Annotated in this window: 24 protein-coding genes and 1 tRNA gene; 13 read left to right on the top strand and 12 right to left on the bottom strand. The window is 60.1% G+C overall.

Features of this window, described 5'->3' with window-relative positions:
- The first annotated feature begins 39 nt into the window (after positions 1–39).
- Entirely contained in the window at positions 40–918 is an 879-nt protein-coding gene (locus tag C4J93_RS07745; RefSeq protein WP_124361755.1) for a helix-turn-helix domain-containing protein, read from the top strand.
- A gap of 28 nt (positions 919–946) precedes the next feature.
- Here the strand turns inward: C4J93_RS07745 and C4J93_RS27095 are convergent, their stop codons facing one another.
- Complete coding sequence (locus C4J93_RS27095; protein ID WP_164484515.1) at positions 947–1,123, bottom strand: hypothetical protein; 177 nt, start codon at positions 1,121–1,123, stop codon at positions 947–949.
- Positions 1,124–1,221: 98 nt separating this feature from the next.
- A complete protein-coding gene (locus C4J93_RS07740; RefSeq protein ID WP_124429009.1) occupies positions 1,222–2,127 on the bottom strand; it encodes a LysR family transcriptional regulator in 906 nt (301 codons plus the stop codon).
- A 105-nt stretch (positions 2,128–2,232) separates the two neighbouring features.
- Between C4J93_RS07740 and C4J93_RS07735 the strand changes: the two genes are divergently transcribed.
- The 4 genes from C4J93_RS07735 to C4J93_RS07720 all read left to right on the top strand — a co-directional run bounded on the left by C4J93_RS07735 (position 2,233) and on the right by C4J93_RS07720 (position 6,259).
- Positions 2,233–3,099 carry an MBL fold metallo-hydrolase gene (locus tag C4J93_RS07735; protein ID WP_124429008.1) on the top strand — a complete coding sequence of 289 codons (867 nt, stop codon included), beginning with the start codon at positions 2,233–2,235 and terminating at the stop codon, positions 3,097–3,099.
- A 34-nt stretch (positions 3,100–3,133) separates the two neighbouring features.
- A complete protein-coding gene (locus C4J93_RS07730; protein WP_124409292.1) occupies positions 3,134–3,748 on the top strand; it encodes an NAD(P)-dependent oxidoreductase in 615 nt (204 codons plus the stop codon).
- Between the two features lie 243 nt (positions 3,749–3,991).
- Entirely contained in the window at positions 3,992–5,179 is a 1,188-nt protein-coding gene (locus C4J93_RS07725; protein ID WP_124429007.1) for a cyanate transporter, read from the top strand.
- A 138-nt stretch (positions 5,180–5,317) separates the two neighbouring features.
- Positions 5,318–6,259 carry a LysR family transcriptional regulator gene (locus C4J93_RS07720; RefSeq protein WP_124366229.1) on the top strand — a complete coding sequence of 314 codons (942 nt, stop codon included), beginning with the start codon at positions 5,318–5,320 and terminating at the stop codon, positions 6,257–6,259.
- Positions 6,260–6,340: 81 nt separating this feature from the next.
- Here the strand turns inward: C4J93_RS07720 and C4J93_RS07715 are convergent, their stop codons facing one another.
- Positions 6,341–7,264 carry a LysR substrate-binding domain-containing protein gene (locus C4J93_RS07715; RefSeq protein WP_124429006.1) on the bottom strand — a complete coding sequence of 308 codons (924 nt, stop codon included), beginning with the start codon at positions 7,262–7,264 and terminating at the stop codon, positions 6,341–6,343.
- Between the two features lie 455 nt (positions 7,265–7,719).
- Between C4J93_RS07715 and C4J93_RS07710 the strand changes: the two genes are divergently transcribed.
- Both C4J93_RS07710 and C4J93_RS07705 read left to right on the top strand, forming a co-directional pair.
- Entirely contained in the window at positions 7,720–9,027 is a 1,308-nt protein-coding gene (locus C4J93_RS07710; RefSeq protein ID WP_124369999.1) for an MFS transporter, read from the top strand.
- A complete protein-coding gene (locus tag C4J93_RS07705; protein ID WP_124366227.1) occupies positions 9,024–9,782 on the top strand; it encodes a substrate-binding domain-containing protein in 759 nt (252 codons plus the stop codon). Before C4J93_RS07710 ends, C4J93_RS07705 begins: the two co-directional genes overlap by 4 nt.
- On the opposite strand, the gene C4J93_RS07700 is transcribed toward C4J93_RS07705, so the two are convergent.
- The gene (locus C4J93_RS07700; protein WP_065886461.1) at positions 9,774–10,676 is read right to left on the bottom strand and encodes a LysR family transcriptional regulator; all 903 of its coding nucleotides are present in this window, start codon (positions 10,674–10,676) and stop codon (positions 9,774–9,776) included. The two genes, C4J93_RS07705 and C4J93_RS07700, sit on opposite strands and share 9 nt — an antisense overlap.
- A 333-nt stretch (positions 10,677–11,009) precedes the next feature.
- On the opposite strand from C4J93_RS07700, the gene C4J93_RS07695 reads away from it, so the two are divergent.
- The 3 genes from C4J93_RS07695 (at position 11,010) to C4J93_RS07685 (ending at position 13,051) form a co-directional block, all read left to right on the top strand.
- Complete coding sequence (locus C4J93_RS07695; RefSeq protein WP_177412808.1) at positions 11,010–11,291, top strand: type II toxin-antitoxin system ParD family antitoxin; 282 nt, start codon at positions 11,010–11,012, stop codon at positions 11,289–11,291.
- On the top strand, positions 11,288–11,605 hold the full coding sequence (locus C4J93_RS07690; RefSeq protein ID WP_124406536.1) for a type II toxin-antitoxin system RelE/ParE family toxin: 318 nt from the start codon (positions 11,288–11,290) through the stop codon (positions 11,603–11,605). The genes C4J93_RS07695 and C4J93_RS07690 overlap by 4 nt, the downstream gene beginning before the upstream one ends.
- A gap of 219 nt (positions 11,606–11,824) precedes the next feature.
- Positions 11,825–13,051: an MFS transporter gene (locus C4J93_RS07685; RefSeq protein WP_124429005.1), complete on the top strand. Its 1,227-nt coding sequence runs from the start codon at positions 11,825–11,827 to the stop codon at positions 13,049–13,051.
- Between the two features lie 424 nt (positions 13,052–13,475).
- Here the strand turns inward: C4J93_RS07685 and C4J93_RS07675 are convergent, their stop codons facing one another.
- From C4J93_RS07675 to dapA, 7 genes are all read right to left on the bottom strand, one after another.
- Positions 13,476–13,919 (bottom strand): DUF86 domain-containing protein, encoded by a 444-nt coding sequence (locus C4J93_RS07675; protein WP_124361742.1) that lies wholly within the window; start codon positions 13,917–13,919, stop codon positions 13,476–13,478.
- On the bottom strand, positions 13,909–14,304 hold the full coding sequence (locus C4J93_RS07670) for a nucleotidyltransferase domain-containing protein (RefSeq protein ID WP_124429004.1): 396 nt from the start codon (positions 14,302–14,304) through the stop codon (positions 13,909–13,911). The genes C4J93_RS07675 and C4J93_RS07670 overlap by 11 nt, the downstream gene beginning before the upstream one ends.
- A gap of 121 nt (positions 14,305–14,425) precedes the next feature.
- A tRNA-Ser gene (locus C4J93_RS07665) sits at positions 14,426–14,515 on the bottom strand.
- Between the two features lie 83 nt (positions 14,516–14,598).
- Entirely contained in the window at positions 14,599–15,312 is a 714-nt protein-coding gene (purC, locus tag C4J93_RS07660; protein WP_003172493.1) for a phosphoribosylaminoimidazolesuccinocarboxamide synthase, read from the bottom strand.
- Positions 15,313–15,339: 27 nt separating this feature from the next.
- A complete protein-coding gene (locus C4J93_RS07655; RefSeq protein WP_124369961.1) occupies positions 15,340–16,098 on the bottom strand; it encodes an MBL fold metallo-hydrolase in 759 nt (252 codons plus the stop codon).
- Between the two features lie 4 nt (positions 16,099–16,102).
- On the bottom strand, positions 16,103–17,218 hold the full coding sequence (bamC, locus tag C4J93_RS07650) for an outer membrane protein assembly factor BamC (RefSeq protein ID WP_124361739.1): 1,116 nt from the start codon (positions 17,216–17,218) through the stop codon (positions 16,103–16,105).
- A 17-nt stretch (positions 17,219–17,235) separates the two neighbouring features.
- Positions 17,236–18,114, bottom strand: a complete 879-nt coding sequence (dapA, locus tag C4J93_RS07645) for a 4-hydroxy-tetrahydrodipicolinate synthase (RefSeq protein ID WP_124429003.1) — start codon at positions 18,112–18,114, stop codon at positions 17,236–17,238.
- 262 nt (positions 18,115–18,376) lie between these two features.
- On the opposite strand from dapA, the gene C4J93_RS07640 reads away from it, so the two are divergent.
- The gene (locus tag C4J93_RS07640; protein ID WP_003189463.1) at positions 18,377–18,937 is read left to right on the top strand and encodes a glycine cleavage system protein R; all 561 of its coding nucleotides are present in this window, start codon (positions 18,377–18,379) and stop codon (positions 18,935–18,937) included.
- A gap of 10 nt (positions 18,938–18,947) precedes the next feature.
- A complete protein-coding gene (locus tag C4J93_RS07635; protein ID WP_124429002.1) occupies positions 18,948–19,421 on the top strand; it encodes a peroxiredoxin in 474 nt (157 codons plus the stop codon).
- Between the two features lie 19 nt (positions 19,422–19,440).
- Here the strand turns inward: C4J93_RS07635 and C4J93_RS07630 are convergent, their stop codons facing one another.
- On the bottom strand, positions 19,441–19,680 hold the full coding sequence (locus C4J93_RS07630) for a sulfurtransferase TusA family protein (protein WP_124361736.1): 240 nt from the start codon (positions 19,678–19,680) through the stop codon (positions 19,441–19,443).
- Positions 19,681–19,775: 95 nt separating this feature from the next.
- Here C4J93_RS07630 and C4J93_RS07625 point away from each other — a divergent pair, with 95 nt between their 5' ends.
- Positions 19,776–21,209 (top strand): M48 family metalloprotease, encoded by a 1,434-nt coding sequence (locus C4J93_RS07625; RefSeq protein WP_124369958.1) that lies wholly within the window; start codon positions 19,776–19,778, stop codon positions 21,207–21,209.
- Positions 21,210–21,217: the final 8 nt, after the last annotated feature.

The raw sequence follows: 21,217 nt of genomic DNA, 5'->3' as shown, positions 1-21,217 counted from the left end.
GGCGATTACCGACCACTTCCTGAGTATCGGATTGAAACCATGACCAACACCGCGATTCCGGTCTTCAAGCTTTACGGGGAAAGCCAACAGTGGCCGACCCCCGATTTGTTGCACTGCGAAACCATTTCCCGGCGCAGTCGGGAATACCAGTGGGAAATCCAACCCCACCGGCACGCGGATCTCTGCCAGCTGCTGTACGTGCACAAAGGCCAGGCACACCTGGAAATCGAAGGCCAGCGCACCACGCTCAACGAAGCGAGCCTGCAGGTACTGCCGCCGCTGTGTGTGCACGGTTTTCGTTTTTCCGAAGATGTCGAAGGTTACGTGGTGACCCTGTCGGCGCCCCTGGTCAGCCACTTGCAGGCGCAACTGGGCAGCACGGTCGATGGCCTGCACGCCCTGGGCAACTACCCGGCGGGCAAGGACAGTGATTACCTCAACAACCTGTTCACCCGTTTGCAGGACGAGTACGCCGACGATCAACCGGCACGCGACATGATGATGCACGCCCTGGTCAGCGTGCTGCTGGTGTGGGTCAGCCGCCAGGCGATCCAGCGCCGCCACCCCAGGGTGCCACGCAGCCGTGAATATTTCCGACGCTTCACCCAGTTGGTCGAACAGCATTACCGCGAACACCCCAAGATTGAAGACCTGGCCCACAAGTTGGGCATCTCGGTCTCACACTTGAATGGTACGTGTCGGGAGTTGGGCGGGCAGCCAGCCTTGCAGATCATGCATGACCGCCAATTGCTGGAGGCCAAGCGCCTGCTGACGTACACCAGCATGACGATCAATGAAATGTCGGAAGTGCTGGGGTTTTCCGACCCGACCAACTTCTCACGCTTGTTCCGCCGCAGGGTCGGATTCTCACCGAAAGCGTTTCGCGAGCAGCTGAAGGCCGATAGCCCGCAGCATTAAGCATCGGCGGCTTGCAGCGTGTCCGGCATCAACGCAAGGCACTGAAACTGCCGCTGCGGGGCACACACATATCCTGATGGCAACTGATCGCAAAGGTGGGCTGCATGCGCGTCTGTTCCACGCGATACGCGGCCGTCCCGTACAGCGCGGTAGCCAATGCGCACAGGCTGAAAATCATCAGGTACTTTCTGGTTTTAATACTCATGACACACCTCTGAACAGATCTATACGGTGCTGTTTAAAGCATAGGTCAGTCCGGGCAAGTTGCCATGATTGCAGGCCATTCAGCCCGTTTATGTCGCCTCAGAGACCGATATCCCAAGCAGGCGCCTCGGGAAACCGCAGCACCAGAAAATCCAGCAGACTGCGCAACGCCGAGGGCATGTGCTTGCGCGAGGCGTACACCGCATAGATATTCATCTGCCGTGGCTCGGCTTCCGGCAGCAAGCGCACCAGTTCACCGCTGCGGATCAGGTCGCCGGCCTGATAGCTGGGAAGCATCGCCACCCCTGCCCCAGCCAGCGTGACACGCAATAACGTACTGGCCTCGTTGGCGGTGATATTGCCGTGTACGGGCACCGACACATGCTCGCCGTTTTCCTCGAAATGCCACAGGTTCTTGCCGAAGTAGGAGTGGGTCAGGCAGTTGTGCCGGGCCAGGTCTTCGACTTTCTGCGGCGCCGGATGCTCCAGCAGGTAAGCCGGCGTGGCGCACACCACCGAGCGGCATACGGTCAGGCGCCGGGCGATCAGGTTCGGGTCCAGGTCGTTGCTGGTGCGGATCGCCAGGTCGATGCGCTCATCCACCAGGTTCACCGTGCGATCCAGCATCTGCAGGTCGACCGTCACCAACGGGTAGCGTTTGATGTATTCGGCAATGGCCGCGCCCAACTGCGCCTGGCCGAACGAGGTGCTGACACTCAGGCGCAGCAGGCCCCGCGGGGTCTCATCGGGCTCGCTGACGGCGGCCTGCATATCAGCGCAAAGTTCCAGCAATTGCCGACAACGCGGCAGGGTTTCACTGCCGGCGGCCGTGAGGCTGAGCTTGCGCGTGGTGCGGTGCAGCAGGCGCGCGCCGACCCAATCTTCCAGTTCGGCCAGATAGCGCGAGACCACTGGGCGCGACAGGTCCAGATGATCGGCGGCGGCAGATTGACTGCCCAGGTCCACCACGCTGACAAACACGCGCATTGCTTGAAGACGATCCATGATTTGCCCGATTTCAGAAACAAACTATGTCCCAGCATCGCATTTTTTGTGATGTTTTATGCAACTAAGCTCTGTGCACCCCTTACCGATGGCAGGAGCTGCCCGATGTTCAAAACCTTCAAACGCTTGACCCTGGCGACCGCCGCCCTGGCCTTCAGCGCCCACGCACTGGCGGCAGAGTTGACACTCGAGGTGTACAACCCCGGCGAAGCCGCGATTTTCCCGGTCAGCTCGGTGCTGGTCAGCGGTGCCAAGGACGCGATCCTGATAGACGCGCAATTCGGCAAGGGCCAGGCCGAGCAACTGGTGCAGAACATCCGCGCCAGCGGCAAGCACCTGACCACCATCTACATCAGCCACGGCGACCCGGACTACTACTTCGGCCTCGACACCCTCACCGCCGCCTTCCCGGAGGCGAAAGTGCTGGCACCCCAACCGGTGGTCGACCATATCAACGCCACCGTCGCCGCCAAGCTGGCGTTCTGGGGCCCGAAAATGGGCGCCGACAAACCGGCCAAGACCGTTGTGCCACAGGTGCTTGAAGGCCACAGCCTGACGCTGGAGGGACAGCAGTTGGAAGTCATCGGCCTGGACGGCCCGCAGCCGGATCGCAGTTTTGTGTGGATTCCGTCGATCAAGGCCGTGGTCGGCGGCGTGGTGGTCGCGCAAAACATTCACCTGTGGATGGCTGACACCCAGACTCCGCAGTCCCACAAGGATTGGCTGACCACCTTGCAACGTATTGCAGACTTGAAGCCGACCACCGTGATTCCGGGCCACTACCTGGGTACTCCATCGCCGGCCTCGGTCAGGTTCACCGCCGACTACATCAAGGCCTTCGACATCGAAACCGCCAAGGCCAAGGATTCCGCCGCCCTGATCGCGGCGATGAAAAAGCGTTACCCGACCCTCGCCGACGAAAGCTCGCTGGAATTGAGCGCCAAAGTCGCCAAGGGCGAAATGAAGTGGTAATTGGTTTTAAACCCTGACCTGACTGGAGAACGTCATGAGCAAGATCGCAATCATTGGTGCCACCGGCCGTGCCGGTAGCCAACTGCTGGAAGAAGCGCTGCGCCGTGGGCATACCGTCACTGCCATCGCGCGCAATACCGACACCCTGGCCGGGCGCCCTGGCGTCACAGCCAAAGGCGTCGATGCCCTGGACGCCGATGCCCTGCAACAGGCCGTGAGCGGCAACGATGTGGTGATCAGTGCGGCGCACTTCGCCACCTTGCCCGCCAGCGCCGTGATCGGCCCGGTCAAGAAGGCCGGGGTCAAACGACTGTTGGTGGTGGGTGGCGCCGGCTCGCTGCTGCTGCCGGACGGCAGCCGGGTGATCGACAGCCCGGGCTTCCCGGCTGAATACAAAACTGAAGCCAGTGCGGGGGCCGAGTTCCTGGAAACGCTGCGCCAGGAAAAGGAGCTGGATTGGACCTTCCTGTCGCCGTCGGCCCTGTTCGATGGAACCGAGCGCACCGGTAAATTCCGCCTGGGCCAGGATGATCTGCTGGTCAACAGTGACGGGACAAGCTCGATCAGTTTTGCCGACTACGCCATTGCCATGCTCGATGAAGTGGAAACCCCCAAACACTCGCGCAAACGCTTCACCGTTGGCTACTGACACAACAGGGTCAAACTTGTGGGAGGGGGCTTGCTCCCGATGGCGCTGGTTCAGTTGGAGCCTCTTTAACTGATACACCGCTATCGGGAGCAAGCCCCCTCCCACATTGAATCCTCAGTGCTGTGGCCATTTGCGCAATTGGCTGGGGCATAAAGCATTTTTTCAATAGCTCCAACGACTTTCTCATTTGCCTGCCCTCGCCCACCGTGGCCTGATGCGCCCTGGTTCATTCAAGGCAGGCCCATGGAAAACGTTCAGGCAAAACCCACCACCGCCGTGTGGCTGATGATCAGTGTGGTGCTGGTCGCCTTCAACCTGCGCCCGTCGATGGCGGCCGTGGGGCCTTTGTTGTCGTCGATTCGCGCTGAGGTGCCGCTGAATTTCAGCAGCGCGGCCTTGCTGACCATGTTGCCGGTGATGGGCATGGGCCTGGCGATGTTCTTTGGCATGGGCCTGGCCAGGCGCTTTGGCGAACACCGCAGTATCGTGGTGTCGTTGCTGGTGATCGGCGTGGCGACAGTGTCGCGGCTGTGGCTGGATTCGGCGCTGGAGCTGATTGTCAGCGCCATTGCCGCAGGCATCGGGATCGCGCTGATCCAGGCGTTGATGCCGGCGCTGATCAAGTCGCGCTTCAACGCTGACGTTTCGTTGTTCATGGGCCTGTATGTCACCGCAATCATGGGCGGCGCGGCATTGGCCGCCTCGTTTGCGCCCTTTGTGCAAGTGCACACCGGCAGTTGGCGCATGGGTCTTGCGATATGGGCGGGGCTGGCGCTGCTGGGGCTGGTGTTCTGGTACGCCCAGCGCTCGGCGTTGCCGCCCTTGCCGCAGGTCGACAGCGGCCCGCAGGCGTCGTTTTTCGGCAATCGCCGGGCCTGGCTGCTGGCGCTGTTTTTCGGCCTTGGCACGGCGTGCTACACCTGTGTGCTGGCGTGGCTGGCGCCGTATTACGTCGAGCAAGGCTGGAGCGAACAGCAGGCCGGTTTGCTGCTGGGTTTGCTGACCGCCATGGAGGTCGTCTCCGGCCTGGCAACCCCCGCCATCGCCAATCGCCGCCGGGATAAACGCGGCGTGGTCGCGGTATTGCTGGTGCTGATCATCATCGGCTTCTGCGGCCTGATCCTCAGCCCGCAGCACCTGAGCCTGGTGTGGCCATGCCTGCTTGGCCTGGGAATCGGCGGCCTGTTTCCGATGAGCCTGATCCTGTCCCTCGACCACCTCGACAACCCGCGCCGTGCCGGTGGCCTGACCGCGTTCGTGCAGGGCATCGGCTACCTGATCGCCGGCCTCTCGCCGCTGATCGCCGGGATGATCCGCGACCAATTGGGCAGCTTCGAATGGGCCTGGTGGTCATTGGCGGCCGTGGTGGCGGTGATGCTGCTGATGGTCACGCGCTTCAATCCCGCACATTACGCGCGGCATATCCGCTGAGGTCGTGTTGTAAACACTTTTTGTCCCACCCAAAACATAGAAGAGTCCTACAGAGCTTTCTATTGGTACGAGCGTTCCGTTAACATTTTGCGCAGTCTTGTACTGAGTTCGGTACAAAGGGTTTTACGGACGGAACCGATGCTAAACAGTAACTTGCTCAGAAAGCTCGATATGCAGGACTTGATGGTGTTTATCGCTGTCTACGACCAGAGCAGCGTTACCGACGTGTCCGAGACGCTGTTCGTCAGCCAATCCACCGTGAGCTACAGCCTGAAGAAACTGCGCACCAGTTTCGAAGACGAGCTGTTTATCAACACCCGCGCGGGCATGCGTCCGACGTATAAGGCCACCACGATGTACGGCCATGTGCAGAAAATCCTCGAAAGCATCAACCTGTGCCACGCCGGTGGCCAGGCCTTCGACCCGACCCGCGAGGCCGTGACCTTCAATGTGTGCGCCCCGGAATACTTCGAACAGCTGATCCTGCCGCGCCTGCTGAAAAACTTCGACCGCGCCGACCTGCCGGTGATCGTCAACGTGCGCAAGCTGGAAGCCGAGATTCCCGCCGACGACTTGCGCGAAGGCCGCCTCGACCTGGTGATCTGTTTCGGCCCCAATTTTCACCGTGCCCATAAAGACTTCAAGACCCAAATGCTGCTCGAAGATGACCTGGTATGCGTCTTCGATAAACGCGCGGCGCCCCGGGAACCGGCATTCAGCCTGCAGGCCTTCGTCGAGCGGCGCCACGTGTTTCCCACGCCCTGGACGTCCGACACCAACATGATCGACGGCTGGCTGGCGCGCCAGGCCCACAAACGCCAGGTGATCGCGCGGGCCAACAGCTATAGCGCGGCGTTGAAGATGATCAGCGGCACCGACTTCATCGTGACCCTGCCCCGCCGCGTGCAAAAGCTGCTGGCGTCGACTGCGGCGTACGGGTTTTGCGAAGCGCCGAATGGTCTGCCGGGCTTCACCCTGGATATGCAGTGGAATGAAACCAGCGAACAGGACAACGCCAATACCTGGTTTCGCGAGCAAGTGGTGAAGGTGTGTGAGGAGCAGCTGCAAGCGGCAAGTTAAAGCGGCAAGCGATGCCGGGATGGCTGTCAGCTTGGCGCTGGCAGCTTGTTGCTCCCTGCGGCTTCTTTGCGAAACGGTGGGTCAGACTTGGACGCCGAGCCCTCGATCACTCATGAACGCCTCCAGCCGCGAGCGCATCCAGCGTTCTGCCGGGTCGGTGTCGACGTGGCTGAGCCAGACCATCGACAAGTCCAGGGTCGGCGTTTCAAATGGAAACGCCTCGCAGAACAGGTTCCCGCCGGCGGCCATGGCCTGGGCCGTGTAGTCCGGCAGGCTGGCGATCATATCGGTGCCGGCGAGCAGCGCCGGTAGCGAGCTGTATTGCGGCACCGACAGCACCACGTGCCGCTTGCGGCCGATCTCCGCCAGCCATTCATCGGCAAACCCGGCCACGTTGGCGGTGTGGGACACCAGCACATGGGGCCGTGCGCAATATTCGTCGAGGGTCAGCGGTGTGTCGGACGCATCGGCGCGCAACAGGCAAGGCCGGATATGCCGCAACAGTTTACGCTTGGCATTCGCAGGCAGGCCGCGGGTCTGGGTGATGCCGACGGTGATATCGCCGGAGGCCAGCAGGTCGGGAATGCGCCAGTAATCCACATGCTGTACCACGAACACCACCTGCGGCGCCTCCTGGCGCAGAGCCCGCAGCAACGGCGGCAGCAGGCCGAACTCAACGTCATCGGACAGGCCGATACGAAAGGTCATGGTGCTGATGGACGGGTCGAAATCATGGGTCAGGCTCAGGGCCGACGACAGCGAATCCAAGGCCGGCGACAAGTGCTGGATGATTTTTTCGGCGCGTGCGGTGGGCTCCATGCGGTGGCCGACGCGAATGAACAACGGGTCATTGAACAAAGTGCGCAGACGATTGAGGGCCGAGCTGATGGTCGGCTGGCCGAGAAACAGCTTCTCCGCCACCCGGGTCACGTTGCGCTCGAGCATCAGCGCTTCGAAGACCACCATCAGGTTGATATCGGCCTTGCGTAATTCATTGCGATTCATCGGCGCCTGCCCCTTCCCCAAGACAAGCCGCAGTTTAGAAAGGCAACGGGGCGGCGTCTATGTCGGTCGACGCATCGGGTTTGCACAGTTGGCTCGCGTCGTCCCTGACATCACGGTTTCAAAGGGAATTCCTGATCCCGCTCTGAAAGCTCAGTCCCATCGTCGGGATGCTTCCAGGTTTGCGGTTTTTCTTCCTCAGGTCGTTGCCGAGGCCGTTCACGCTCCGGCTCATTGTGCTGTTTGTGTTCCTCACCCATAGCCACCTCCCATTCGTAAGCATTGAACCCAGCTTCAAGCGTAGAACAGGACCGACAATTCCGACGGCTCTTTCGATTAATAGCCAAGACGCATCAATCTATCCAAATTTGTCACTTATCATTTCTAAATGTGTCAGCCACTATCCCAAGTCTTAAGCGAAACAAGCACTTTAAAAAGAACGCTGGAGACACAAAACCATGACTAGCCCTTCCCGGCCTGCGGCTGCTTCCTCGAAAGTAGGCGCCGTACTGCGCGTTACTTCGGGCAACTTTCTCGAACAGTTCGATTTCTTTCTGTTCGGCTTCTACGCCACCTACATCGCCGCTGCCTTCTTCCCCGCCGCCAATGAATTTGCATCATTAATGATGACCTTCGCCGTGTTCGGTGCGGGCTTCCTGATGCGGCCGTTGGGCGCGATCATCCTGGGTGCCTATATCGATGACGTGGGTCGGCGCAAAGGCTTGATCGTGACCCTGTCGATCATGGCCAGCGGCACGCTGTTGATCGTGCTTGTGCCCGGTTATCAAACCATTGGCCTGTGGGCACCGTTGCTGGTGCTGCTGGGGCGTTTGCTGCAGGGCTTCTCGGCCGGTGCGGAATTGGGCGGTGTATCGGTGTACCTGTCCGAGATGGCCACCCCGGGCCGCAAGGGCTTCTATACCAGCTGGCAGTCGGGCAGCCAGCAGATCTCGATTGTGGTTGCGGCCGCACTGGGCTATGGCTTGAACGTATGGATGGAGCCGGCCGTCGTCGCCGACTGGGGCTGGCGCATTCCGTTCGCCGTCGGTTGCGTGATCATTCCGTTTATCTTCGTGCTGCGGCGCAACCTGCAGGAAACCGAAGAGTTCGCCAACCGCAAGCACCGCCCGACCATGCGTGAAGTGATGGCCACCCTGGTGAAAAACTGGACCGTGGTGATTGGCGGCATGCTGATGGTGGCCATGACCACCACCGCGTTCTACCTGATCACCGTGTACGCACCGACCTTCGGCAAGACCGTGCTGCAACTGAGCACCTCCGACGCGCTGCTGGTGACGTTGCTGGTAGCGGTGTCGAACTTTGTCTGGCTGCCGATCGGCGGCACCCTGAGCGACCGCTTCGGCCGCAAGCCGGTGCTGGTGGCCATGACGGTGCTGACCGTTCTTACGGCTTATCCTGCGTTGTCCTACGTAGTCAACGCGCCAAGCTTTGCGCATATGTTGGAGACCCTGTTGTGGTTCTCCTTCCTCTACGGCATGTACAACGGCGCGATGATCCCGGCGCTGACTGAAATCATGCCGGTAGAAGTGCGCGTCGCAGGCTTCTCCCTGGCCTACAGCCTGGCAACTGCGGTGTTCGGTGGCTTCACGCCCGCGATCTCCACCTGGTTCATTCACATCACCGGAGATAAAGCGTCGCCGGCTTACTGGATGATATTCGCTGCGCTGTGTGCCCTGTGTTCTACCCTGGCGCTGTATCGCCGCGCCAATGCCCGTGGCCAGGTCATGCAGGGGGCCGCACAATGAAGCCGCTGTTCAAAACCCTCACGGCCTTGGTCCTCGGCGCCCTGGCGCTGTCAGCCCAGGCTGAGGAACTCAAGGTGATGACCTCCGGTGGCTTCACTGCCGCGTATAAATTGCTCGGCCCGCAATATGCCAAGCACAGCGGCGACACCCTCGACACTATCCTCGGCCCGTCCATGGGCAAGGCGCCGGAAGCGATTCCCAACCGCCTGGCCCGTGGCGAACACGCCGATGTGGTGATCATGGTCGGCTACGCCCTGGATGAGCTGATCAAACAAGGCAAGGTCGACCCCGCCTCCCGCGTGGAACTGGCGGATTCGCGGATTGGCTTGGTGGTCAAGGAAGGCGCGGTCAAACCATCGATCGGCACCGATGCCGAACTCAAGGCCGTGTTGAGCAAGGCCAAGTCAGTGGCGTATTCGGACAGCGCCAGCGGTGTGTATGTCGAGAAAGAGCTGTTCAAAAAGCTCGGCATGCCCGCCAAGGGCACTATGATCGAACGGGTGCCGGTGGGCGAACAGGTGGCCAAGGGTGACTACGAAGTAGGCTTGCAGCAGGTGGCGGAATTGTTGCCGGTCAAGGGCGTGACGTTTGTAGGTAAGATCCCGGAAGACGTGCAGTCCGTTACGCGTTTTGCAGCGGGCATTCCGGTAAACGCCGAACATCCGCAAGAGGCCAAGGCGCTGCTGCAGTTCATGGCGTCGCCCGAAGCTCAACCGGTGGTGCAGTCCACCGGCCTGGACTCGGTGTCACGCTGACCGAAACGGCATCTCCCGCACCAGCCGCTCCAACTCCAGCGCCGCCGGCGGCAATGTCCGCCCGCGGCGCTTGATCAAGCCCACATTGCGCATCACCTGCGGTTCCACCAGCGGCACGCTCACCAGGATCGGGTGTTCGCACGCCGGCATCGCAATCGACGGCACCATCGCCACGCCCAACCCCGCCTCCACCAACCCGATCATGGTAGTCACGTGGTGGGTCTCGCAGATACTCGGCTTTTTCACACGCACGCCGCGCAGGGCCTGGTCCAGCAGGAAGCGGTTGCCCGAGGTTTTGTCCACCGTGATGTAGTCATGCTCATAGGCTTCGGTCCACGTCACGCTCTCACGCGCGGCCAACGGATGGTCACGACGACAGGCCAGCACATAGCGCTCCTGCAGCAACAACTCGAACTCCACTTCATCGGCCAGGCTGCCGCTGAAACTCACGCCAAAATCCGCTTCGCCACTCTCCACCGCATTGCACACTTCACCGGCACTGGCATCCAGCACCCGCAGGCGAATTTTCGGATACAGCTTGTGGAATTCGGAGATGACGTGCGGCATGAAGTAATACGCGGTGGACGGCACGCAGGCGATGGTGACGTTGCCCATGCGCGTGGACGCGACGTTACTGATGCCCATCAAGGCGATGTCGAGGTCGTCGAGCATGCGTTCGACCTGGGGCAGGAACGCCCGCCCGACCATGGTCAGGCTAACCCGCCGCGTGGTGCGCTCGAACAGTTTGACGTCGAGCGCGGATTCCAGTTTTTCGATACGCCGGCTGAGGGCCGGCTGGGAGATCCGGATGGCCTCGGCAGCGCCGCGAAAACTGCCCTTGTCTACCACGGCGCGGAAGGCTTGGAGGTCGTTGAGGTCGAAGTTGATGATCACGGGAGGCAGGCCAAAGTGGTCGGGGTGGCGGGCATTATCGTATGGGAGCCGGTGGGATGCCATGCGTGCCGGGGGGAGCTGGCCGAGATAGCTCTGTTACACATATGAAGTCATACATATCAGTAGCTTATCAGCGTCCCCAGACCACGCAATCGCCAAAACGGGTCAATACTTGCAGCCTTACCTACACAACGGGAGAGGCAACACCGCATGGAAACCTATCACTTCTGGATGGACGACGAGACGCCGGATATCGGCATCGATCAGCTGCTTCTTGCATCGCGCCAATGGTCAAGTAGGATTGAATCCTACTCACCTCTGGCGGACATCCAAATGCGCTCAACCCAGCAAATGAGCATCACGTTGCCCCTTGAAATGGCTGCCCTGGTCAAGGCCAAGGTGGCTGCCGGCGAATATGCCAGCGAAAGTGAAGTGATTCGCGACGGACTGCGCGTGCTGCTGGCACGTGACCGCGCCATGGACGACTGGCTGAGGGATGAAGTCATTCCGGCAGCGACCGCCCTCGAGGCTGAGCCTGAGCTCGGGCTATCCGCTGAACAGGTCCGCGAACACATGGCAGTCAAACGTCAGCGCAAAGGCACAGGGAAAGCGTGAGCTACTCGGTAGTCTTTTCGCCTGAAGCCCTGGCGCAACTCGATGCCCTCGAAGACTACATCAGCGATGTCGGCTCCCCGCCTGTGGCTGCGCGTTTTATCGACAACCTCGTCAGCTACTGTGAAAGCCTTGCCCTGTTTCCCTTGCGTGGCCTGCGCCGTGACGACCTGCTGACAGGCTTGCGCATCACCCATTATCGTCGCACCACCCTCATTGCTTTCAGGGTGAGGGCTGGCTGCGAAACGGTATCGATAGTGGGGATATTTTACGGCGGGCAAGACTACACGGCGTTGTTGCAGGGAGATGAGAGTTAACGTCCAACACTGGATAAAACAGCCTGCTGAAAACGGGTCAGCAGGCTCTTGGTATTTCTTCTCGCTGATTGAATAAGTGCACGCCTCGTCACATCGATGGCACTGATGATTACTATCGAAACGAGCGCCTGCCCGATTGCCCACACTGCTTCCTATAATCCCTTCCGAATTCCCTCCCCCGCCTGGCTTCAGGCGACATTCCTGTTGGAACCCAATCCCATGCCAAGCGCGAGCCAGGCCCCTAGCGGGCTTCCCGAACATAACCAACAAAGTGTCAAACAGCAGTGGCTGGCGATTCTCTCGGTCGCCGTGGGCGCATTCGCCTTGGTGACCAGCGAATTTCTCCCGGTAGGCGTGCTCAACGATGTCGCCAGCGATCTGGGCATCAGCGCCGGTCACGCCGGCCTGATGGTAACCCTGCCCGGTATCATGGCAGCGCTTGCCGCGCCGTTTCTGTCGGTCAGCATCGGCACCATGGACCGTCGCTATCTGCTGATCGGCCTGACGTTGGTGATGATCATCGCCAACTCGGTGGTGGCCTTCGCCAGTGATTTCAACCTGTTGCTGTTCGGTCGTGTACTGCTCGGCATCAGCATTGGCGGCTTCTGGGCCACGGCCATTGCGCTCAGCGGACGGCTGGCGCCCAAGGGCGTGGGCGTTGCGAAAGCCACCTCAATCATCATGATGGGCGTGACCCTGGCCACCGTACTGGGCGTGCCTGTCGGCACCTGGCTCAGCGGCCTGATGGGCTGGCGCATGACCTTCCTGGTCACCGCACTGGTGGGCATTCCGGTGTTGCTGGCGCAGGTTTTCCTGCTGCCCCGACTCACCCCGGAAAAAGCCATTCAGATCCGCGACCTGCCGGCCTTGTTCATCAACCCACAAGCTCGGGTCGGGTTGATCGCCGTACTGCTGATCGGCTTGGCACACTTTGCCGCGTACACCTATGTCGCGCCGTTTTTCAAAAACAGTTCAGGCTTTGACAGCCCGACGATTGGTTCACTGTTGCTGCTGTATGGCGTAGCGGGCGTGATGGGTAACGTCTTCGCCGGCTTCGCCGCCAACCGCAGCGTACGCAACACTCTGCTGCTGGTCGCGCTGATGATCGGCACCAGCACCGCGCTGTTCCCCTACTTCGCCACCGGCATGACCGGCGCCGCGATGCTGATCGCCCTCTGGGGCTTCGCCTTCGGTGCGTTCCCGGCCTGCGCCAGCATCTGGATGTTTGTCGTGGCACCCAAGGACGTGGAGCGCGGCATGCCACTGTTTGTCGCGCTGTTTCAGGTGATCATTGCCCTGGGCTCGTTCTTTGGTGGGCGGATTGTCGATCAGATGGGTAGCTCGGTGTTGTTGAGCCTGGCGACGGTGTTGGTGGGATGTGGTTTTGCGACGGTATTGGTGCTGGGGCGCAAGGTGAGTAATAGCCTGGTGGCGCAGCCTGCCTGAGCGGGTTGAATCCGCGAAAAAAGCCTGCTGAGCGTGAGTTCAGCAGGCTTTTTCATTTTGAGCGTGGATGATTATTGAACATGCTTATTGAAAAGCCTGGTAATGAGAATTCCCAGCGCAAGACGGGCGTGCGTAATTCCTTGGACTAGCCTGAGAAGGTCGCTGGTGTGGCGACATACTTTCAGGGAGCTTATATGCCAACAAGATATCGAGATGCCGTCACAGGGGAATATGTAACTGCGGACGAGGCGAAGAAGAGGCCACGGGAAACGGTGCGGGAAACCGATAAAAAGCCGCCAGCAGAATCAAAGGGTAAAAAACCGAAGCTTCATGCGTCGCACTCTGTAGGCGAGCGGAGCCGATTGCCTTACACGCCCGATCTGGTGACTGAGGTTTAGCTGCCAGCTACGGACGCGGTAACGCATTACGGGGCGTCTTTCGAAGCGGGCGGCTGGCCCGAATCCCTGGTTAAAACATATGAACTGAATGCCAGAAAATCGCCCAGGTGTTTAGTAATGATGGCAACCGTGATCGGCAACTGAAGCGTCTGATACTCATGCACTGCGATGTTGCGGAAACCGACCATATTTTTCAGGTTGGTCAATAAAGAAGGATTCACCCATCCGCCCTGTGCCAGCAATTCGAACACATCACGAGCGCCCTGGGGAACGCCCAGGCGCTCACGACGAATCAGGTGCTGCCCCATGTCCAGAGCAGCCTCGCAGGCGCGCTGAATATTGAGAATGGCCGCATCCTGACGGGTAAAATCGGTGGCGAAACTGGCAGGATCTTTTTCGTATTCCTCGCGAGCTCGAGCAACACAACGCTCGATGCTGGCAGCCTTGTTAATGAGTACATCATCGACCATATACCGTTCCGTCCTTATGAATGTCGACTAGCAGCTCAGCCCTGGCAGTATCCAGCGCGGTTTTCTCGCTGAGAATATAGCTTTCAAAAATACCAGCCTGACTGTCCCTACTCCAGAGTCGACGCCCTGTCGTTATGATTTGGTATTGCATGACCGTCGAAGCCGCACGCAAGTCCAGCAGATCGACAGGGACTTTGACGATATCCGCCAACTCTCCAGATAGACGCCACAAGTGCAGCGGGTCAATGCTCCCTTCAATCAGCGCAGCCAAGTCAAGATCGCTGTCAGCATTGGCCTCCCCCGTCACCTGGCTACCAAAGACGTACACAGCCAACAGGCCTGGAAGATTAGTCTGTAAATATGTGAGCACTTTTTCAAAATTCATGATCGACCCACATTGTCATCAGCTGATGATGACCGTAGCAGAATTCATCTGAGCATTTCTGCTACAAAAACAAAAACCCCCAACAACATCAAAGTTATTGGGGGTTTTCGTTTATAAATAATGGCGGAGAGATAGGGATTCGAACCCTAGGTACCGGTGAAGGTACAACGGATTTCGAATCCGTCCCATTCGGCCACTCTGGCATCTCTCCAACGGCGCGCATCATAACAGCCTGTTTCGTGGAAGCAAAGCTCTGTTGAGATTTTTTTCCGTGCTATCAGATGCTTGCGTCGATTAAAGCGGTACGCCGAGACGATTGGCGACTTCTTCGTAGGCTTCGATAACATCACCGAGGCCCTGGCGGAAGCGGTCTTTGTCCATCTTCTTCTTGGTGTCCTTGTCCCACAGGCGGCAGCCGTCAGGGCTGAATTCGTCGCCCAGGACGATGGAGCCGTCGTGGAACACGCCGAATTCGAGTTTGAAGTCCACCAGCAAGAGGCCGGCGTCGTCGAACAGTTTGCTCAGCACGTCGTTGACCTTGAGGGACAACTCTTTCATGCGCGCCAATTGTTCAGCAGTGCCCCAGCCGAATGCCACGACGTGGGATTCGTTGATGAACGGGTCGCCCTTGGCGTCGTCCTTCAGGAACAGTTCGAAGGTGTAGGGATTGAGCTTGAGGCCCTCTTCCACGCCCAGGCGTTTGACCAGGCTGCCGGCAGCGTAGTTACGCACGACGCATTCGACGGGGATCATGTCGAGCTTCTTGACCAAGCACTCGTTGTCGCCCAGCAGTTTGTCGAATTGGGTCGGAATACCGGCCTCTTCGAGTTTCTGCATGATGAAAGCGTTGAACTTGTTGTTCACCATACCCTTGCGATCAAGCTGCTCGATGCGCTTACCGTCGAACGCCGAGGTGTCGTTGCGAAACAGCAGGATCAGGCGGTTGGCGTCGTCGGTCTTGTATACCGACTTGGCTTTGCCGCGGTAGAGTTCTTCACGTTTTTCCATGATGGGCTCCGCTTTGAGTGAAGTGGGCTAGGCGATATGTCGCCAGTCGAGCCCTGAATCTTGATCGGCCAGTTGCAGCCAGTCCGGGTCGCACCCGAGGGTGTCGACAAAACATTGCCGGGCAAGCGTCGGCAGGTTGTTCTTGCTGCTCAGGTGGGCCAGGACCAGGTGTTGCAGGTCTTGCCAGCCCAACTCATACACCAGGTACGCCGCCTGGTGGTTGTTCAAATGTCCCAGTTCGCCGCCCACCCGCTGCTTGAGAAAGTAGGGGTAATGACCGCGAGCCAGCAGGTCTCGGCAGTGATTGGACTCGATCATCAAGGCATCGAGGTCGCGGTAACCGTCCAGCACCTTGGCGCAGTAGGAACCCAGGTCGGTGAGCACACCGAAGCGCCGCTCGCCGTCACTGAATACATATTGCGTGGGTTCCTGGGCATCGTGAGCGACCGCGACAACACTGATGCTCAGGGCACCGATCTGCAGTTGCTCGCCTCCCGCCAGGAAACCTGCGGGTTCAACGGGTTTGCGCATCCCGCGCAACGTGCCGCGACTCAGGTACACCGGAAGATTGTAGCGCCGAGACAGCAAACCCACGCCATGCACGTGATCGGCATGTTCGTGGGTCACCAGAATCGCGCTCAGCTGCGCGGGGTGAACCCCCAGGCGCAGCAGGCGCCGCTCGGTTTCTCTTAACGAGAAACCACAATCCACCAGTACGTACGTGTCGTCGTGGGCGACCAGCGTGCCGTTCCCTTGGCTACCGCTACCGAGAACAGCAAAACGCATCGGATCAGCCCAGGTTGTCCTGAATCACGCCCAACACTTTGCGCGCTGTTTCAGCTGGCGCGACGGTGTTGATGTTCTTCTCGACCGTGACTTGCACGCTCTCGCCAACCTTGCTCAAACGAACCTGGTAGCGCTCGGCGCGGGTCTCGACTTCTTCCTTGGTCGGCTGGCTGCCGAACAATTTGCCGAAGAAACCTGGCTCGTCGTCCTTTTTCTCGGCCTTTTCAGCCACGTTTATGTAGTACAGGCCCAGGCTGCGGTTGATGTCTTCAACGCGCCAAGGACCCTGCTCCAACGCGCGACCGACGCTGGCCCAGGCACGATCCAGGTCTTCACCCAGGTTCAGCACCACGTTGCCGCTGCCATCTTCGGTAAGGCTGACGCGGCTCGGTGTGTCGTAATCGCGTGCGGCGAGCAGGGAAACCGAGCCGCCCTTCTCGGAGATACGGCTCATGCTGGCCAGCATCTCGTCGACCAGCGCGGCGTCGACACCGGTATTGACCGAGCGGTTGGTGAAATCGACGTTGGCGGTGCTGCCGGCAGGACGCTCGGCGCTGACCACATAGACTTCACTGGTATTGCGTTGCACGCCAGGCTCGATGCGTACTCGCACACGGGCTTCGTTATCGGCGGCTACACCACTGGCCTGCAGACGCTGGGCCATGTTGGCGGACAGTTCGCTGCCGCGCTGCCAGGCGGTGGTGAACTCACCGGTCTGCGGACGCTGTTGGTCGAGACGAAAACCGTTGTCCTGGAAGAACTGCACGGCCACCGGCCAGACTTCGGCGGGTGGGCGCTGAGCCACGATCCAGCGGTTGTCGCCACTCTTCTGCAGGCTGTAGTCGCTGGCATCGGCCACCGCCGTGATCGGTTGCGGGCGTGGCACCACGTATTCGCCCTTGACGGTGTCGTCGGCGACATTGCGCGGAATCGGCAGCAGCGGGTCGAGGCGCTTGGCGACGCTCACGTCAGGCGGCAGTTGCATCGGTTTGGTTGCTTGCGCTTCCAGGTAATCGCTGCCACGGTCACGGAAGTAGCCTTCCGGGCCCCATACCCAACCGCAGCCACTGGTGCTGGAGATAATCAAGGCAAGTGCGGAAAGTCCGGCCAATCGCTTCATGCGTAGTGCTTCCTCAATTAAACCAGGACGCCGGACTGGCGCAGGGCCTGTCGCAGCGGTTCGTGACAGGCTTCGCTGAGCCGGGTGAGCGGCAGACGGATACCGTCCGGCATCAGGCCCATCTCAAACAGCGCCCACTTCACGGGAATAGGGTTGGATTCGATAAACAGTGTCTTGTTGAGCGGCATCAGCTTCTCGTGGATCGCACGTGCGGTCGCGGCGTCACCGGCAATGGCGGCGGCGCACATTTCGCTCATGGCACGCGGGGCGACGTTGGCGGTCACGGAAATGTTGCCCTTGCCGCCCAGCAGGATCAGCTCGACCGCGGTGGCGTCGTCACCGGAATACACCAGGAAATCGCTGCTCACGCCGGCCAGGATGTCCTTGGCGCGCTGCAGGTCGCCGGTGGCTTCCTTGATACCGATGATGTTCGCCACGGTGGACAGGCGGATCACCGTCTCGGCTTTCATATCGCACGCAGTGCGGCCGGGTACGTTGTAGAGGATCTGCGGGATGTCGACAGCTTCGGCAATGGTGCGAAAGTGCTGGTACAGGCCTTCCTGAGTCGGCTTGTTGTAATACGGAGTCACCAGCAGGCACGCATCGGCGCCGGCCTTCTTGGCGTTTTTGGTCAGCTCGATTGCTTCACGCGTCGAGTTGGCGCCGGTACCGGCGATCACGGCGATTCGGCCCGCAACGCGCTTGACCACGAACTCGATCACCTGGATGTGTTCTTCCACATCGAGGGTGGCCGATTCACCTGTGGTGCCGACCGCTACGATGGCGTTGGTGCCTTCTTGCAGGTGGAAGTCCACCAGTTTGCCCAGGCTGTCCCAGTCGAGATGACCTTGTGCATCCATGGGTGTGACCAGTGCCACCATACTGCCCGCAATCATGCAACCGCTCCTGCCGGAAAAAGAGAGCCGTAATGGTACTGGCGCCAAGATGCTTGTACAAGCGAAGTACCGTGCGACGATGCGTTCTGGCGTAACTAAACGACGGGCAATGCCATCATTGGGCCAAAGCACCGGGTGAAGCACGCCGTTCACGTAATGAAAACGCCACCTCCTAGCCCTTGGCGACGGTTTTCGCTACCCTTCATCCTTTGATCGATACAGCTCTGACGGTATCGACCGCTCATCGCTTTAGGAAGGCTGCATGTCCACCCCCACAGTTCGCGAACAATTCCTTGTTATCAGTGCCCTCGGCGCCAACCCCATGGAGCTGACCAACGTCCTGTGCCGCGCCAGCCATGAAAACCGCTGCGCCGTCGTGACCTCGCGCCTGACCCGCCATGGCGAATGCAGTGCGCTGGTGCTGCAGATTTCCGGCAGTTGGGACGCCTTGGCGCGCCTGGAGACCGGCCTGCCTGGCCTGGCCAAGAAGCACGACTTCACCGTTAACGTGGTGCGCAGCGCAGCCCTGGAAAATCGCCCGCAGGCCCTGCCTTACGTGGCGTATGTCAGCTCGGCCTACCGCTCGGACATCGTCAACGAGTTGTGCCAGTTCTTTATCGACCACAACGTCGAGTTGGAGAACCTGACCTGCGACACCTATCAGGCGCCACAAACCGGCGGCACCATGCTCAACGCCACCTTCACCGTGACCTTGCCGGCCGGCGTGCAGATCAGTTGGCTACGCGACCAGTTCCTGGATTTCGCCGACGCCCTGAACCTTGACGCCCTGATCGAGCCTTGGCGCCCACAGAACCCCATGTAAGGACTTGCCCATGCCGGTAGCCATCGACACACCCGTAGCCGATTTCGAAGCCCACGCCACCAGCGGCCAGACCTTCAGCCTTGCGGCCCTCAAGGGCAAGCAAGTGGTGCTCTATTTCTACCCGAAAGACAGCACCCCAGGCTGCACAACCCAGGGCCAGGGTTTCCGCGACCAACACGCCGCGTTCCAGGCCGCCAATACCGAAGTGTTTGGCGTGTCGCGCGACAGCGTGAAGTCCCATGAAAACTTCAAGAGTAAGCAGGCGTTTCCGTTCGAGCTGATCAGTGACAAGGACGAAGCGGTGTGCCAGCTGTTTGATGTGATCAAGCTGAAGAAGCTGTACGGCAAGGAATACCTGGGCGTGGATCGCAGCACCTTTCTGATCGACAGCGAAGGTGTGCTCCGTCAGGAATGGCGCGGCGTGAAAGTGCCAGGGCATGTGGACGCGGTCTTGGCGGCGGCGCAGGCGCTGAACAAGGGCTGATCTTCAGCCAATAAAGCCATCAGGCTTTGCGCAACCAATAACGGTACACACCTGCCGCTTCTTCTTCCTGGACCAGCGTGTGGCCCGCCAGCTTGGCAAAGGTGCGGAAGTCGCGCTGGGAGCCTGCGTCCGTGGCGGTCACTTTGAGTACAGCCCCGCTGGCCAGTCGATTGAGCTCCAGCTTGGCCTTGAGCAAGGGCAGCGGACAGTTGAGGCCGCTGGCGTCGAGTTCGGCGTCAAAGGCTACAGCGTCGGTCATGGTGTTACTCCAGGCAAACATTTGAGCTGCTTAGAATATCTGGTCCGAAGCTCAGTGTCCGGCTACAGTAAGCTCTTTGTCGAAAGGCTTTGTGCATGACTTTCCTGCGCCCTACCCTGCTGACGCTGGCCTGCCTGCTGGCCTCCCCGGCCTTCGCTGACGAGCTGCCCTCACTTGGCGACGCCAGTTCTGCCATTGTCTCGCCGCAACAGGAATATCAACTGGGCCGCGCCTGGCTGGCCTACCTGCGCGGCCAGGTCTCGCAACTCAACGACCCGCAGCTCAAGGACTACGTCGAAACCAGCGTGTACAAGCTGGTGGAGACCAGCCAAGTCAATGACCGGCGCCTGGAATTCATCCTGATCAACAGCCCACAACTCAACGCCTTCGCCGCACCCGGCGGGATCGTCGGGGTCAATGGCGGCTTGTTCCTCAATGCCCAGACCGAAGGTGAGTACGCATCAGTGCTGGCTCACGAATTGGCGCATTTGTCCCAGCGCCACTTTGCTCGAGGCGTGGAAGCGCAGTCGCGCATGCAGATCCCGATGATGGCTGCCCTGCTCGGCGGCATCATTGCTGCCGCAGCCGGCGCTGGCGATGCAGGCATCGCCGCGATTGCCGGCTCCCAGGCCGCCGCGATCCAGGAGCAGCGTCGATTCTCTCGGCAGAATGAACAGGAGGCCGACCGTATTGGCATCCTCAACCTGGAGAAAGCCGGCTACGACCCGCGCTCCATGCCTACCATGTTCGAGCGCCTGATGCGCCAGTACCGCTTCGACGCGAAGCCGCCGGAATTCCTGTTGACGCACCCGGTGACGGAATCGCGGATCGCCGACACCCGCAACCGCGCCGAGCAGGCCAAACCCGGCGGAAAGGAAGACAGCCTGCGCTATCAGTTAATCCGCGCTCGGGTGCAATTGAAGTACGAAGACACGCCAGGCCTCGCCGCCAAGCGCTTCCAGGCCCAGTTGGACGAGAACCCGAAGAACGATGTGGCGCGTTATGGCCTGGCCATCGCCCAGATCAAGGGCACCCAGCTCAAGGAAGCACGGGAGAGCCTGGCACCGCTGCTGGCCAAAGCGCCCAACGACATCACCTACAACCTGGCGCAGATCGAGCTGGACATCACCAGCAATCGCATGCCAGACGCACAACAACGCACTGACCGCATGCTTGCCCAGTACCCCAGCAACTACCCGCTGAACCAGGTACGCGTAGATCTGCTACTCAAGCAGAATCGCACCGCTGATGCAGAGAAAGCCCTGGATGGCTTGCTCAAGTCCCGCCCGGATGATCCGGACGTGTGGTATCAGGTCGCCGAGACCCGTGGCTTGTCGGGCAATATCATCGGCCTGCACCAGGCACGCGCCGAATATTTCGCCCTGGTGGGCGACTTCCAGCAAGCCATCCAGCAACTGGACTTTGCCAAGCGCCGCGCAGGCAATAATTTTCCACTGTCCTCGCGCATCGATGCACGCCAGCGCGAGTTGATCGAACAGGAACGCCTGGTGAAAGGGATGATGAGCTAAACCCATCG

Source organism: Pseudomonas sp. R2-37-08W, assembly GCF_003851705.1.
In the GTDB taxonomy this organism is placed as follows: domain Bacteria; phylum Pseudomonadota; class Gammaproteobacteria; order Pseudomonadales; family Pseudomonadaceae; genus Aquipseudomonas.
This window is presented reverse-complemented; position numbering and strand designations above follow the sequence as displayed.

Bases quoted from the DNA above. Each gene is read 5' to 3' on its own strand.
- C4J93_RS07745 (WP_124361755.1), top strand. From the start codon at position 40: ATGACCAACACCGCGATTCCGGTCTTCAAGCTTTACGGGGAAAGCCAA.
- C4J93_RS27095 (WP_164484515.1), bottom strand. From the start codon at position 1,123: ATGAGTATTAAAACCAGAAAGTACCTGATGATTTTCAGCCTGTGCGCA.
- C4J93_RS07740 (WP_124429009.1), bottom strand. From the start codon at position 2,127: ATGGATCGTCTTCAAGCAATGCGCGTGTTTGTCAGCGTGGTGGACCTG.
- C4J93_RS07735 (WP_124429008.1), top strand. From the start codon at position 2,233: ATGTTCAAAACCTTCAAACGCTTGACCCTGGCGACCGCCGCCCTGGCC.
- C4J93_RS07730 (WP_124409292.1), top strand. From the start codon at position 3,134: ATGAGCAAGATCGCAATCATTGGTGCCACCGGCCGTGCCGGTAGCCAA.
- C4J93_RS07725 (WP_124429007.1), top strand. From the start codon at position 3,992: ATGGAAAACGTTCAGGCAAAACCCACCACCGCCGTGTGGCTGATGATC.
- C4J93_RS07720 (WP_124366229.1), top strand. From the start codon at position 5,318: ATGCTAAACAGTAACTTGCTCAGAAAGCTCGATATGCAGGACTTGATG.
- C4J93_RS07715 (WP_124429006.1), bottom strand. From the start codon at position 7,264: ATGAATCGCAATGAATTACGCAAGGCCGATATCAACCTGATGGTGGTC.
- C4J93_RS07710 (WP_124369999.1), top strand. From the start codon at position 7,720: ATGACTAGCCCTTCCCGGCCTGCGGCTGCTTCCTCGAAAGTAGGCGCC.
- C4J93_RS07705 (WP_124366227.1), top strand. From the start codon at position 9,024: ATGAAGCCGCTGTTCAAAACCCTCACGGCCTTGGTCCTCGGCGCCCTG.
- C4J93_RS07695 (WP_177412808.1), top strand. From the start codon at position 11,010: ATGCGCTCAACCCAGCAAATGAGCATCACGTTGCCCCTTGAAATGGCT.
- C4J93_RS07685 (WP_124429005.1), top strand. From the start codon at position 11,825: ATGCCAAGCGCGAGCCAGGCCCCTAGCGGGCTTCCCGAACATAACCAA.
- C4J93_RS07675 (WP_124361742.1), bottom strand. From the start codon at position 13,919: ATGGTCGATGATGTACTCATTAACAAGGCTGCCAGCATCGAGCGTTGT.
- C4J93_RS07670 (WP_124429004.1), bottom strand. From the start codon at position 14,304: ATGAATTTTGAAAAAGTGCTCACATATTTACAGACTAATCTTCCAGGC.
- purC (WP_003172493.1), bottom strand. From the start codon at position 15,312: ATGGAAAAACGTGAAGAACTCTACCGCGGCAAAGCCAAGTCGGTATAC.
- C4J93_RS07655 (WP_124369961.1), bottom strand. From the start codon at position 16,098: ATGCGTTTTGCTGTTCTCGGTAGCGGTAGCCAAGGGAACGGCACGCTG.
- bamC (WP_124361739.1), bottom strand. From the start codon at position 17,218: ATGAAGCGATTGGCCGGACTTTCCGCACTTGCCTTGATTATCTCCAGC.
- dapA (WP_124429003.1), bottom strand. From the start codon at position 18,114: ATGATTGCGGGCAGTATGGTGGCACTGGTCACACCCATGGATGCACAA.
- C4J93_RS07640 (WP_003189463.1), top strand. From the start codon at position 18,377: ATGTCCACCCCCACAGTTCGCGAACAATTCCTTGTTATCAGTGCCCTC.
- C4J93_RS07635 (WP_124429002.1), top strand. From the start codon at position 18,948: ATGCCGGTAGCCATCGACACACCCGTAGCCGATTTCGAAGCCCACGCC.
- C4J93_RS07630 (WP_124361736.1), bottom strand. From the start codon at position 19,680: ATGACCGACGCTGTAGCCTTTGACGCCGAACTCGACGCCAGCGGCCTC.
- C4J93_RS07625 (WP_124369958.1), top strand. From the start codon at position 19,776: ATGACTTTCCTGCGCCCTACCCTGCTGACGCTGGCCTGCCTGCTGGCC.